The following is a 12,074-nucleotide window of genomic DNA, read 5'->3' as shown; positions in this document are numbered from 1 at the left end:
TTCCTACTGAACGATGCCGATCAGGGCTCGTATTCGTAGTCGTACTCGTACTCTTCTTCCTCGATCTCAGCAGCGGGATCGTAATCGTACTCGTAGCTCTCTTCTACGCTTTCCTCTTCTTCAAGGTCAGCAGCAGGCTCATAGTCTTCAACCTGCGCATCGACTACAGAAGACTCTTCTTCCATCGGCTCTTCAGTGGCGGGCATGTAAACCTCATCCACCATCACGTCCTGCTCGCCCAGCACTTTCAGCTCAACGCGGCGATTTTCCGCACGGCCTTCAGCGGTGTCGTTGCTGGCGATAGGCTGCTCTTCACCGTAGCCACGTGCGGTCAGGCGACCACTTTCAACGCCCTGATTAACCAGGTAGTTTTTCACTGACTTGGCGCGGTTCTGCGACAGGTTCATGTTGTAGCTGTCGCTACCCATGCTGTCAGTGTGGCCTTGCAGCTCAACATTGAAGCCCGGTGAGCTGCTCAGCGTCGCCGCAACACCGTCGAGAATGGTTTCCGCATTCACGGTCAGTTGTGCGCTATTCAGCTCGAAGTTAACGCCGCGCAGTACGACAGATTGCTCACCGCCACAGCCGTTAGACATGACCTCGGTGCCAGCCGGTGTGTCAGGACACATGTCGTCGGCATCAACTACGCCGTCGCCATCGCCATCCAGTGAACAGCCCTGTGCGTCAACTTCTTCGCCAGCAGGGGTGTTGGGGCACTTGTCGAGGTAATCAGCAACGCCGTCTTTGTCACCGTCCAGCGGGCAACCTACGCTGTCCACCTGTACACCGCGGGGTGTGCCGGGGCACTGATCCGCTTCATCGGCAACACCGTCGCCATCTGCATCCTGAACGCCGTATTTCGCGTCGAAGAAGTTGTAGCGCAGACCCAGCAACAGGCTCTGTGACTCGTATTCGGTTTCCAGGGTGGAACTGCCCGCATCAAAAGTGGGGTCTTCTGATACGGCGTAACGGTAACCGGCATCCAGTACCAGACGCGGCGTCAGGTTGTAGTTCACACCCGCACCCAGCTGGCCGATCATCACGTCATCTTCAACGCCGTCCAGATCCATGGTCGCCATACCCAGACCGCCACCCACGTAGGGGCGCAGGCGCTCACCGGCACGGAAGTCATACCACAGGTTACCCATCAGCGACTCAACTTCCAGCGAGGAGTTGCTGCCTTTGATGTCGTTTTCGCCAACGTGGTATTCCAGCTCAAGACGCAGCGGGTTAGAGAACTTGTAACCGAAGCTGGCGCCGTAGCCGAAGTCGCGATCGTACTCGGTATCGAGTTCGGTGGACGTGCCGACCGGCTGAGCCATCAGACCCAGATCAATCAGAAATTGCTCGAAAGCACTTGGTGTTGGTGCATCGGTTCTCAGGGTACCGTCAGCGTCAAAAACGTCGGTATATTTAGTGTGGCCGCCAATGTAGAAGCCACTTTCTTCTTCAGCATTCGCTGCACCAACAGTAGACGCGACCAGCACGCCCGCCGCCAGAGCAGACTTCATCCATTGCTTGCTCATAGCAATCCCCCAGTTCTGAGTTATTTATTCCAGACAATATCTGAATGCACTCGATACTAACCGATATTACGGCGCAATTTTAGCGATAAGAGTCACTAGCTTAGTAAATATCCAACAACTTTTGTGCCAGCACCACAAAATTCAGGCCGCAGGCAGGGGCACTGCGTTACCATAGCGCCCTGTTTTATCGGAGGGCTACCCACCATGCCAAGCGAATTGCTTTCCCCCGCTGGCAGCCTGCGCAATATGCGTTACGCCTTTGCCTATGGCGCCGACGCGGTCTACGCAGGCCAGCCCCGCTACAGCCTGCGGGTGCGCAACAACGAGTTCAAAGACCTGGAAATCCTGGCCACGGGCATCAACGAAGCCCATGCACTGGGCAAACAGTTTTATCTGGCCTCGAATGTGTCGCCGCACAATAACAAGGTGCGCAGCTACATTCGCGACCTTGAGCCCGTTGTTGAACTCGGCCCCGACGCCCTGATTATGGCCGATCCCGGCCTGATGATGCTGGTGCGCGAGCGCTGGCCCGATCTGCCAATTCATCTTTCTGTGCAGGCCAACGCGGTCAACTGGGCGACGGTAAAGTTCTGGTATCAGAACGGCATACGCCGGGTCATCCTGTCTCGGGAACTGTCACTGGACGAGATTGAAGAAATCCGCCAGCGGGTCCCGGAGATGGAACTGGAAGTCTTCGTTCACGGCGCACTGTGTATAGCTTATTCCGGCCGCTGCCTGCTGTCGGGCTACATGAATCACCGCGACCCCAACCAGGGCGCCTGCACCAATGCCTGCCGCTGGGAGTACCAGGCCCACGAGGCCAAAGAGGATGATACCGGCGACCTGATCGCCGTGCAGAGCTTCGAACCGGAACCCGCCGCCGAGCCGGGCCCCGTGCTGCTGCAACAGGCGCAGCGACCGGGCGAGTACATGCCCGCCTATGAAGACGAGCACGGCACCTACATCATGAACTCAAAAGACCTGCGCGCCGTACAACATGTACAGCGCCTGCAGGAAATGGGCATTCACTCACTGAAAATCGAAGGGCGCACCAAATCGCATTACTACGTGGCGCGCACCGCACAGGTCTACCGTCGCGCGATCGACGACGCGGTTGCCGGCAAGCCCTTCGACATGGGCCTGATGGACGAGCTGGAAACCCTGGCCAACCGCGGTTACACCGAGGGGTTTTACCGCCGTCATCCACCCAAGGAATACCAGAGCTACGAGCAGGGCAGCAATCCCGCACAGCGCCAGCAGTTTGTGGCGGAAGTGGTCGATGTTGCCGGTGATGATCTGGTGCTGGACGTGAAGAATCGCTTCGCCTTGGGCGACGAGCTCCTGCTGATGAGCCCCTCGGGCAATCGCCGCTTCCAGTTGGGCAGCCTGCTGGATAAAAACGGCAAGGCCATCGAGGTGGCGCCGGGATCCGGCCATCGGGTGCGACTGCCCATGGGTGAAGCGCTGGATGAGCAAGCCTTGCGTTTTGGGCTGCTGGTAAAGGATATTCACAGCACAGGCTGCTAGGCTGTAGCCCAATGATTGACTTGGAGATTGCTGTATGGAGCGACGCAAATTGCGCCTGATGCGCGGCCTGATCAATGTCAGTTTGCTGAGTCTGATCTTCGCCGCCGCCCTGCAACTTCTGGCCAGCCTGGTCGGCAATGGCTATGCCATCGCACTGGGGCTGGTCGGTGTCGGCCTGACCTTTTACTGCTACCGCCGCGCCGATCGCGAGGACGCGGGCAGCTTTGCCTACAACCTCTGGCGCATTCTGCCCACACTGGCCTTTGTGCTGCTGCCGCTCGCCATTTTTTGGTACGGCAGTGACGCCCAGTGGAGCAGCACCGAAATCCTGATGCTCACCCAGATCCTCACCAGCTATGTGCTGCCCATCGGTTGTCTGCTAGTGGTGGAGCGCGGCCTGAAAAAAGCCCAGCAATGAGCCGCGCTAATCGTTCTGCTTGAACGGCAACAGCTCGGCGGCTTCCTGTAAATAAGCATCGATGTGCGCGTCTTCCTCAACGAGGAAACGCTGCACGGCATCGGCGAAAGCGGGGTCGGCTAGCCAGTGGTTAGAGTAGGTGCGGATCGGCGTAAAACCCCGCTGAATTTTGTGCTCGCCCTGAGCACCGGGATCAAAACGCGACAAGCCTCGCTCAATGCAGTGTTCGATACCCTGGTAGTAGCAGGCTTCAAAGTGCAGAAAATCGCATTCCCGCACGCAGCCCCAGTAGCGCCCGTACAGGGTGTCGCGGCCCTCAAAGTTCAGCGCCGCCGCCACCGGCTTATCCTCATGATACGCCAGCACCAGCAGTAGCTGCTCCGGCATGGCGTGGGCGATCGCCTGAAAAAAAGCTTCCGACAAATAGCCACCGTGGCCGCTGCGCTTGGCGTAGGTGAGTTGATAGCAGTGGAAGAAGAAGCGCCATTGTGCCTCGCTCACGGCATCGCCGCGCAAGCGCTCAAGACGCAGGCCCTGCTCGGCCACCACCCGCCGCTCCTTGCGCAGGTTTTTGCGTTTGCGCGAGCTGAAGTCGGCCAGAAAATCCTCAAAGCACTGATAATCGCGATTAAACCAGTGGTATTGCGGCCCGCTTCGGCGCATCAGCCCCGCCTGCTGCCAGGCCGACGTTTCGTCGAGGTCGGGGAAGAGGATATGTAGCGAGGAGGCATTGAGCTGCTGCGCCCGCGCCTGCAGTTGCGACACCACCGCAAGCATTACTTTGTCGCGATCAAGATCGTCACGCAGAACCAAGCGCGGCCCGGTGGCCGGGGTGAAGGGAATAGCAGTCAGCAATTTGGGGTAGTAATCGTGACCGTAGCGCTCGTAAGCGTTGGCCCATGACCAGTCAAACACGTACTCGCCGTAGCTGTGAGATTTGATATACAGCGGCATCAAGCCGCAGAGCTGCCCGGCCTCATGCAGCAGCAAGTGCTGGGGCTGCCAGCCGGACTCGGCACAGGCAGCACCGCTGTCTTCCAGTGCCTGCAGAAAACTGTGGCGGAGAAAGGGATAATCGCTGCCCGCCAGTGCATCCCAGTCGGCCGCCTCCACCTCGCGGATACTGGCAATAAAACTCAGCTCAAGCACGGGCGCCACGCTCATCCAATACCTAACTCAGCGAAGACGTAATGCAGTGCAATGCCGATAAATATCGCCATGCCCACATAGTTGTTATTCAAAAAGGCCTTGAAGCAGGCCTCACGCTCGCGATGGCGAATCAGCTTCTGCTGGTAGATAAACAAGCCCGACGCCACCATCAGCCCGGCATAGTAGATAAAGCTCATCTCGAATTTCGGCCCGGCAATCGCCAGAATCACGATCGCCGAGGCCTGCAGCATGCCGGTAATGGCCCGGTCGTCGTCACCGAATAAAATGGCGGTGGATTTCACGCCGATCTTCAGATCGTCGTCGCGGTCAACCATCGCATAAAAGGTATCGTAGGCCACCGTCCACATCAGCCCAGCGATGTATATCAGCCAGATTTCCAGCGGCACCTCATTGCGCACCGCTGCAAACGCCATTGGCATCCCCCAGGAAAACGCGGCCCCCAGCACCACCTGTGGCAAATGGGTATAGCGCTTCATAAACGGGTAACAGGCCGCCAGTGCCACCGCGGCAAACGACAACAGAATCGTGAGGGTGTTGGTAAACAGCACCAGCACAAAGGCCAGCAGGCACAGTGTCGCAAATAACAGCAGTGCCTCTTTCTCCGTCACGCTGCCCGTCGCGAAGGGACGGTTGGCCGTGCGCTTCACATGGGCGTCGATCTTGCGGTCAGCAAAGTCATTGATCACACAGCCGGCGGCGCGCATCAGATAGGTGCCCGCCACGAAGATAAACAGCAGGTGCAGCGGCGGCAGCCCCTCGGCCGCCAGCCACAGCGCCCACAGGGTCGGCCACAGAACCAGATAGGTGCCGATCGGTCGGTCGATGCGCATCAGCGCAAAATAATGGGGCAGCTGCTGACGAATATGCTGTAGCGTCGCGTTCATCCTATCTCCTCGTTGCTGCCGGGCAGTATACCGAGGGGATCACCAGGGCTGGAAGGCGGGCAGGAAGATCTCGCCCACCAGAATACGGCGATCGCCATGGACAAAGCAGGAGCGGCGGCCCCACAGTTCGGTGGAATCCTCACTCAGTTCAGCTAGTGGCAGGGCAGAGGCTCGAACCCGGCAGAGTTCGAAGGGCTCGCGGCGCATGCTGCGGTCGGCAAACAGCAGATGGCCCAGCGGGCGACTGTCCAGCCCGCGCAAACGACGCAGATGGCCGGTCATGCTGCTCAGCGGCAGAATACTGCGGGCGTAAACCCAGGGCTGCTGGTGACAGCACAGCAGCACTTCGCGAATCATCGCCCAATCGCGATCGCCCAGGCCCAGCAGGCGACGCTCTGACAATTGCGGCACACCCCAGTATTGCCGCAGAATCCGCACGTGAAATTCACCCCGGCTTTCGCGCCGGAGATGCGCAGTCAGGGAACCGGTGTCCAACAGCCACGAAGCCGCAGTGAGAGGTCGATTACCTCCCACAAATTGATTAGCTGGCAGCCAGCGGGGCGCTTCGCGGTAGCATCGGTTTAATTGAAGGGCGTACAATGTTGGGTTTCCAGTGGTTTGATCACTGAATAGTGGCTGCCGGAACGCCGGGAGAAAGAGCACCGGCTGTTGGCAGTCCATTCGCTGAGTGCGGCAGAATGCGTGAATCGACGACGACTTGCAAGCCAGCAGCCATAACGAGTCAACAGTTACACACCGTGGCAGCCGCGTAATAAAACGTAGAAATAATTCGAGCAGGAACGTGTATGAGTAAGTGGGAATGTATTGTTTGTGGATGGGTGTACGACGAGGAAACCGGCGATCCGGAATCCGGTATTAAACCGGGTACTCGCTGGGAAGACGTCCCCGAAGACTGGCTCTGCCCCGACTGCGGTGTGGGCAAGGAAGATTTTGAAATGATCGAACAGTCTGAGCCCAGCAATCTCCCCCATCATGAGGAACCCGCGAGCGCAGGCAGCGAGGCTCCCATCGTCGTGATTGGTACCGGCCTGGCGGGCTACGGTCTGGTTCGCGAGCTGCGCAAGTTCGACAAAGACACCCCGATCGTAATGATCACCTCTGACGATGGCCGCTCCTACTCCAAGCCGATGCTGTCTACCGGCTTCACCAAGAATCAGGATGCCGATGCCCTCGCACAGAAAGATGCAGGTGGCATGGGTGAAGACCTGAACGCCAGCGTGTGGACCATGACCAAGGTCACCGGCATCGATACCGCAGCCCAGACCTTGACCACCGGCGGCGACACCGCCACTCAGGTTCACTACAAGAAGCTGGTACTGGCACTGGGCGCCGAAGTCATTCGTCCGCCGATTGCCGGCGACGCTCTGGACCACGTTTACTCCGTCAACGACCTGCTGGACTACGACGACTTCCGCAAAGCTGTCGCCAACAACGATGTTAAGAAAGTCTGCATTATCGGTGGTGGCCTGATCGGCTGTGAGTTCACCAATGACCTGATCAATGGCGGTCTGCAGGTGGAAACCGTTGATCCGCTGGGCTACTGCCTGCCTACGCTGCTGCCAGAGCCCGCGGGCAAAGCCGTGCAACGTGCACTGGAAGAAAAAGGCGCCACCTTCCACTTTGGCCCGCTGGTCACCGAAGTGAACAAGGCGGCCGACGGCGTGACCGTGACCCTGAACAACGGCAACACCATTGACTGCGATCTGGTGCTGTCTGCGGTAGGTGTTCGCCCGCAGGTGGAACTGGCCAAGTCAGCAGGAATTGAGGTGAACCGCGGTGTGGTCACCAACCGCCTGATGGAAACCAATGCGCCCAATGTCTACGCCATGGGGGACTGCGCCGAAGTCTCCGGTCACGTGCTGGTCTACGTAGCGCCACTGATGGCGCAGGCCCGCGCACTGGCCAAAACCCTGAGCGGCGAGCCGACTGAAGTCAGCTACCCGGCAATGCCTGTCACCATTAAAACACCGGCCTGCCCCGTATGTGTGGCACCGCCGCCGCGCGATGCCAAAGGCGAGTGGCAAATCGAAGAAGACGGCAATAACGTGGTCGCCAAATTCGTCGATCCCGCGACCGGCGATCTGCTGGGCTTCGCCCTGACCGGCGAAGGTGCCAAACAGAAAATGGCCCTGCAGAAACAACTGCCGGCCATCATGCCCTGAGCCTGAACGGCACTGACACTAACCCCGCTGCGGCGGGGTTTTTTGTGCCTGTCCGTTTTGCCCATTGCATTTACCTGTGCGCTTCGCTGCAATGCAGAAAACCAATAACAGATAAGCACACCGCCATGTCGCTCTACGAAAAATACCTGCTGCCCAGCGTGATCGACCGCGCCTGCTCCATGCCCGAGGTAATGCAATTGCGTGCCGAGGTGGTCCCCCAGTGCCGGGGTCAGGTACTGGAAGTCGGCATGGGCAGTGGCATCAATCTGTCACTCTACGAAGCCGACAAGGTCGACTGGGTCTGGGGGCTGGAGCCCTCAGAGGGCATGCGCCGCAAAGCCGAGAAAAAACACCTCAAGAACAGCCCCGTGGAAGTGCGCTGGCTGGACTTACCCGGCGAGCAGATTCCCCTCCCCGACAACAGTGTGGATACCGTGCTGCTCACCTTCACGCTGTGCACCATCCCCGACTGGCGTGCCGCACTGGCGCAAATGCACCGGGTACTGAAAGACGATGGTGAGCTGCTGTTCTGTGAACACGGCCTGTCGCCCGATGCCGGAGTGGCACGCTGGCAGAACCGCATCACGCCAATGTGGAAATGCCTCGCTGGCGGCTGCCACCTCAATCGGCCCATCAACGAACTGCTGACCGAGGGCGGCTTCGACATCACCGAAATCACACAGCGCTATATATCCGGTGCCCCGCGCATTGCCGGCTACGTATTCAGTGGCAGGGCCCGCAAAGCAGCGGCCTGATCCCCTCTTGCGCTGGCTCGACGGCCGGTCGCAAGGTAGAGTGCAAAGTCAGCCCCGGCGCGACACCATGCGCGCCCACGCACAAGCCCAGCAATACGGATACCGCTCATGCGAAAACTGGCCCTGCACTGGCAAATTGCCATCGCTATCACCCTCGCCGTACTGGCGGGTCTGCTCAGCGGAGACACCGCCGCGGTTGGCGGCGTCAAACTTGTCGCCGTTTACGCCTTCTTCGGCACCCTGTTCCTCAATGCACTGAAAATGCTGATCGTCCCACTGGTCAGTGCCTCAATCATCAGCGGCATGGCCGGTATCGGCGGTCACAACCTTGAACGCCTCGGCGGGAAAACGCTGCTGTTCTACGCCTCATCGAGCCTCATCGCGATTCTGATCGGCCTTACGGTCGTCAATATCATCGCTCCCGGCACGGGTGATACGCAGGCGCTGGCCGCCAGCCTCAGCAGCGATGATCCCGCACTCAGCGATACGCTTGCCAAAGTCGAAGGACGCAGTGCCGCCGATGTGGTGCAGGTGTTTGAGCGGATGATTCCCACCAATGTGATTGCCGCGGCCGCCGAAGGCCAAATGCTGGGCCTGATCTTCTTCAGCCTGCTTTACGGCTTCTTCCTCGCGCGCAGCGAATCCGCCCACGCCGAAGTACAAATCAATTTCTGGCAGGGCCTGATGGATATCATGACCGCGATGACCATGTGGGTGATGAAATTTGCGCCCATCGGCGTCTTCGGCCTGGTCGCCAAAACGGTGGCCACCACCGGCTTTGATGCCTTTACCCCCATGCTCAAATTTTTCTTCGCGGCCAGTCTCGCGCTGTTGCTGCATGCCTTCGTGGCCATGCCGCTGATACTGCGCTACCTCGGCCGCGTCCAGCCGAAAAAGCATTTTCAGGCCATGGCACCCGCCATGCTGACCGCCTTCTCCACAGCCTCCAGCTCCGCCACCCTGCCACTCACCATGGAATGTGTGCAGGACAAATCCGGCGTATCCAAACGCACCAGCGGTTTTGTATTGCCTCTGGGTGCAACGGTGAATATGGACGGTACCGCGCTTTATGAATGCGTCGCCGCCATGTTTATCGCACAGGTCTACGGACTGGAACTGAGCTTTGCCCAGCAGTTCACCGTGGTCATGATCGCTCTGCTCACATCCATTGGCGTCGCCGGCATTCCCGCTGCCAGTCTCGTCGCCATCTCGGTGATTCTCGGCGCCATTGGCCTGCCACTGGAAGGCATCGGCCTGCTGCTGGTAACAGACCGGATACTGGATATGATGCGCACTGCCGTGAACGTCTTCAGCGATTCCTGCGCCGCAGTCGTCATTGCTCGCAGCGAGGGAGAACAAACTCTGATCGCCATCGACAGTCCCGGCAGGAAAGCTTAGGCCAAACGTTATTTTACTGCAGTGGGAAGTGGCTCAAGCTTGATAATCAAGCCGCGAGCCACTTCCATCATCACCAGTACCTGACACGGTGGAAATTGTTCCAGCAGCGACAACGAGCGATAACTTGTCCACTCAGCGACCGGATCAAAGGTATCCCGACGCTTGAAATTGAGCTGCTTCAAGCCCACCAGACACTCTCCCTGCATTTTTGCATCGCGCACCGTTACCGCATCCAGCCGCGCAGCGGGATAGCGCTTACTGATAGCGTGGTAGGAATAGTCTTCAGCGAGGACTAACGGTGAACAGAAGCACAGCATCGATAAAATGCCGCGCCTTAAAAACCTAGTCATTTTTTTTGATCCCATCCGACAACGATGTCGTTATCCAGTGTTATACGAAGTCCATATCGATTACTGCCACGATGATTGTACTTCCAAATCTCTTTTTTCTTTGTCTTGAGGACTTTCTGGTCAATATCTTGCGGTTTACCCAGGGAGTCCATTAACTGCTCTGCTGTTTGTCCTTGCCAGAATGACTTGTCCATTAAAGCATTAACGATTTTCTCATCATGGTACTTCAGCATTAACGCTTCCCTGCGACGCTTTCTATTAACTATCTGTAGCCAGATAATCGCACTAATCGCTGCGCCAACAATAACAATCAGTGGGAACCAGCCTACTCTCTCTACCACGTTTAATAAGATATAAACGGGAATAGCAAGACATATGAAAATCGCCCATCCCTGCATCTCTGCCTTCGTCATTCGTTTCGCCATGAACCCTCCTTGTGGCAACTAGCCTGCTCCGTGCTAAAAGTCGTCTACCCTTCCAGCCGCCGATACAGCGATCGCAAACTGATCCCGGCAATTTCGGCGGCACGGTCCTTGTCACCCTTGCAGTGTTCCAGCAGTTTTTTCAGGTAGTAGCGTTCCTGATTTTTCAGATCCAGCCAGGGGCCGTCACGTCCCTCAGACGGCATCGAGCGATGGGTCGCCGTGTCGACTTCCTGGCTGAAGCAGCGTTCCAGTACCGGCACATCGATGATGCTGGAATGCGCAAAGATGGTGGCGCGTTCGAGCAGATTACGCAGCTCGCGGATGTTGCCGGGAAATTCGCGCTGCTGGAGTCGTTTAACGGCGGAGTCGGTCAGCCGGTAGCCGCCATTGGGGCTGAGTTTTTTGAGGATGGAGCGCGACAGCAGGGCAATGTCTTCCCGACGCTCTCTAAGCGGCGGAAGATGGATGGGGAAGGCATTGATCCGGTAGTAGAGATCTTCACGGAATTCGCCCCGCGCAATCATCCCCGGCAGGTCTTTGTTGGTGGCAGAGACCAGCCGGAAGTCGGCAAGCTTGGGCTGGGTGCTGCCCACGGCCCGGTAGCTGCCGGTTTCCAGCAGGCGCAGCAGCTTTACCTGCATGCCCAGTGGCACATCGCCGATTTCGTCCAGAAACAGGGTGCCGCCTCGCGCCGATTCCAGCAGGCCCGGCTTGTTGCTGACCGCGCCGGTAAAAGCGCCTTTGACGTGACCGAATAACTCGCTTTCAAACAGCGTCTCGGTCAGCCCGGCGCATTCCACCGTCACCATGGCGCTGTCGGCGCGACGGCTGGTGCCGTGAATGGCCTGCGCCGCCAGCTCCTTACCGGCACCGGACTCGCCCAGCAACAGTACCGAGGTTTCGTGGGGCGCGACCAGGTTGATCAGCTCCAGCATGGTGTTAAAGGCGGCACTTCGCCCGACCATCTGGCTGCTGCTGATTTCGGCGCTGGCGCTTTTGACCGGCTTGAGGACCTCAATGAAGTAGCGCAGTTTGCCGTGACGATCTGTCAGCGGCAGCATTTCCACGTCGATATGCTCGCGGCCACGTGGGGTGTTGTGGATATGCAGTACGCGCTCGCGTTGACCACTGCGGGTGCAGGCCTGCAGAGGGCAACTCTCACCGGCCTGATCGCAGGGACGGTCGTAGCCGTGTGACACGCGGTAGCAGTAGTCGCCCTGGGGAACGTCACCGAAGCTGTCGACATAGCGCTTGTTGCTGGCGAGTATCCGGTACTCCGGCGACAGCAGTATGGCGGGATAATCCAGGCTGTCGAGCAGAGAGCTGAAATCGAGGTCGGCGTCGGTCGCGATGTGTTGCATGGTGTTTGCCAATATTGACAGTCAGGTTGTCAATATTGGCATAAGACTGGCAGCGCCGCGACTCCGGCGCAGCTCAA

At 58.4% G+C, this 12,074-nt stretch carries 12 protein-coding genes; 5 read left to right on the top strand and 7 right to left on the bottom strand.

The genetic code is table 11. The annotated features are described in order from the left end of the window. Window positions 1–20: 20 nt before the first annotated feature. Entirely contained in the window at window positions 21–1,526 is a 1,506-nt protein-coding gene (locus G411_RS22335; RefSeq protein ID WP_022958986.1) for an OmpA family protein, read from the bottom strand. A 204-nt stretch (window positions 1,527–1,730) separates the two neighbouring features. Between G411_RS22335 and trhP the strand changes: the two genes are divergently transcribed. Together trhP and G411_RS0109595 are read left to right on the top strand one after the other, a co-directional pair. Continuing rightward, window positions 1,731–3,053, top strand: coding sequence for a prephenate-dependent tRNA uridine(34) hydroxylase TrhP (gene trhP / locus G411_RS0109600; RefSeq protein ID WP_022958985.1), 1,323 nt, complete (start codon window positions 1,731–1,733; stop codon window positions 3,051–3,053). 34 nt (window positions 3,054–3,087) lie between these two features. Continuing rightward, window positions 3,088–3,471 (top strand): hypothetical protein, encoded by a 384-nt coding sequence (locus G411_RS0109595; protein ID WP_022958984.1) that lies wholly within the window; start codon window positions 3,088–3,090, stop codon window positions 3,469–3,471. A 6-nt stretch (window positions 3,472–3,477) separates the two neighbouring features. On the opposite strand, the gene G411_RS0109590 is transcribed toward G411_RS0109595, so the two are convergent. From G411_RS0109590 to G411_RS19985, 3 genes are read right to left on the bottom strand one after another with little or no spacing between them, the layout of a single operon-like run. Further along, window positions 3,478–4,635: a GNAT family N-acetyltransferase gene (locus tag G411_RS0109590; protein ID WP_022958983.1), complete on the bottom strand. Its 1,158-nt coding sequence runs from the start codon at window positions 4,633–4,635 to the stop codon at window positions 3,478–3,480. Next, entirely contained in the window at window positions 4,632–5,525 is an 894-nt protein-coding gene (gene ubiA, locus G411_RS0109585; RefSeq protein WP_022958982.1) for a 4-hydroxybenzoate octaprenyltransferase, read from the bottom strand. Before ubiA ends, G411_RS0109590 begins: the two co-directional genes overlap by 4 nt. 39 nt (window positions 5,526–5,564) lie before the next feature. Next, window positions 5,565–6,206, bottom strand: coding sequence for a chorismate--pyruvate lyase family protein (locus G411_RS19985; RefSeq protein WP_084495400.1), 642 nt, complete (start codon window positions 6,204–6,206; stop codon window positions 5,565–5,567). A gap of 125 nt (window positions 6,207–6,331) precedes the next feature. Between G411_RS19985 and G411_RS0109575 the strand changes: the two genes are divergently transcribed. From G411_RS0109575 to G411_RS0109565, 3 genes are all read left to right on the top strand, one after another. Then, window positions 6,332–7,708 (top strand): FAD-dependent oxidoreductase, encoded by a 1,377-nt coding sequence (locus G411_RS0109575; RefSeq protein WP_022958980.1) that lies wholly within the window; start codon window positions 6,332–6,334, stop codon window positions 7,706–7,708. 125 nt (window positions 7,709–7,833) lie between these two features. Further along, complete coding sequence (locus G411_RS0109570; protein ID WP_022958979.1) at window positions 7,834–8,463, top strand: class I SAM-dependent methyltransferase; 630 nt, start codon at window positions 7,834–7,836, stop codon at window positions 8,461–8,463. Between the two features lie 108 nt (window positions 8,464–8,571). After that, window positions 8,572–9,861, top strand: a complete 1,290-nt coding sequence (locus tag G411_RS0109565) for a dicarboxylate/amino acid:cation symporter (protein WP_022958978.1) — start codon at window positions 8,572–8,574, stop codon at window positions 9,859–9,861. Between the two features lie 8 nt (window positions 9,862–9,869). Here G411_RS0109565 and G411_RS0109560 read toward each other — a convergent pair whose 3' ends face one another. From G411_RS0109560 to G411_RS0109550, 3 genes are read right to left on the bottom strand one after another with little or no spacing between them, the layout of a single operon-like run. Further along, the gene (locus tag G411_RS0109560) at window positions 9,870–10,211 is read right to left on the bottom strand and encodes a hypothetical protein (RefSeq protein ID WP_157581199.1); all 342 of its coding nucleotides are present in this window, start codon (window positions 10,209–10,211) and stop codon (window positions 9,870–9,872) included. Beyond that, window positions 10,208–10,636, bottom strand: a complete 429-nt coding sequence (locus G411_RS0109555) for a hypothetical protein (RefSeq protein WP_022958976.1) — start codon at window positions 10,634–10,636, stop codon at window positions 10,208–10,210. The genes G411_RS0109560 and G411_RS0109555 overlap by 4 nt, the downstream gene beginning before the upstream one ends. A 44-nt stretch (window positions 10,637–10,680) precedes the next feature. Next, the gene (locus G411_RS0109550; protein WP_022958975.1) at window positions 10,681–11,997 is read right to left on the bottom strand and encodes a sigma-54 interaction domain-containing protein; all 1,317 of its coding nucleotides are present in this window, start codon (window positions 11,995–11,997) and stop codon (window positions 10,681–10,683) included. Between the last annotated feature and the right edge of the window lie 77 nt (window positions 11,998–12,074).

The organism is Spongiibacter tropicus DSM 19543, from assembly GCF_000420325.1.
Taxonomy (GTDB): Bacteria; Pseudomonadota; Gammaproteobacteria; order Pseudomonadales; family Spongiibacteraceae; genus Spongiibacter; species Spongiibacter tropicus.
Note: the sequence above shows the minus strand (reverse complement) of the source record. Positions and strands in the feature narration are given on the sequence as shown.

Excerpts from the sequence above, each read along its gene's own strand:
- G411_RS22335 (WP_022958986.1), bottom strand. The coding sequence starts at position 1,526 with ATGAGCAAGCAATGGATGAAGTCTGCTCTGGCGGCGGGCGTGCTGGTC.
- trhP (WP_022958985.1), top strand. The coding sequence starts at position 1,731 with ATGCCAAGCGAATTGCTTTCCCCCGCTGGCAGCCTGCGCAATATGCGT.
- G411_RS0109595 (WP_022958984.1), top strand. The coding sequence starts at position 3,088 with ATGGAGCGACGCAAATTGCGCCTGATGCGCGGCCTGATCAATGTCAGT.
- G411_RS0109590 (WP_022958983.1), bottom strand. The coding sequence starts at position 4,635 with ATGAGCGTGGCGCCCGTGCTTGAGCTGAGTTTTATTGCCAGTATCCGC.
- ubiA (WP_022958982.1), bottom strand. The coding sequence starts at position 5,525 with ATGAACGCGACGCTACAGCATATTCGTCAGCAGCTGCCCCATTATTTT.
- G411_RS19985 (WP_084495400.1), bottom strand. The coding sequence starts at position 6,206 with ATGGACTGCCAACAGCCGGTGCTCTTTCTCCCGGCGTTCCGGCAGCCA.
- G411_RS0109575 (WP_022958980.1), top strand. The coding sequence starts at position 6,332 with ATGAGTAAGTGGGAATGTATTGTTTGTGGATGGGTGTACGACGAGGAA.
- G411_RS0109570 (WP_022958979.1), top strand. The coding sequence starts at position 7,834 with ATGTCGCTCTACGAAAAATACCTGCTGCCCAGCGTGATCGACCGCGCC.
- G411_RS0109565 (WP_022958978.1), top strand. The coding sequence starts at position 8,572 with ATGCGAAAACTGGCCCTGCACTGGCAAATTGCCATCGCTATCACCCTC.
- G411_RS0109560 (WP_157581199.1), bottom strand. The coding sequence starts at position 10,211 with ATGACTAGGTTTTTAAGGCGCGGCATTTTATCGATGCTGTGCTTCTGT.
- G411_RS0109555 (WP_022958976.1), bottom strand. The coding sequence starts at position 10,636 with ATGGCGAAACGAATGACGAAGGCAGAGATGCAGGGATGGGCGATTTTC.
- G411_RS0109550 (WP_022958975.1), bottom strand. The coding sequence starts at position 11,997 with ATGCAACACATCGCGACCGACGCCGACCTCGATTTCAGCTCTCTGCTC.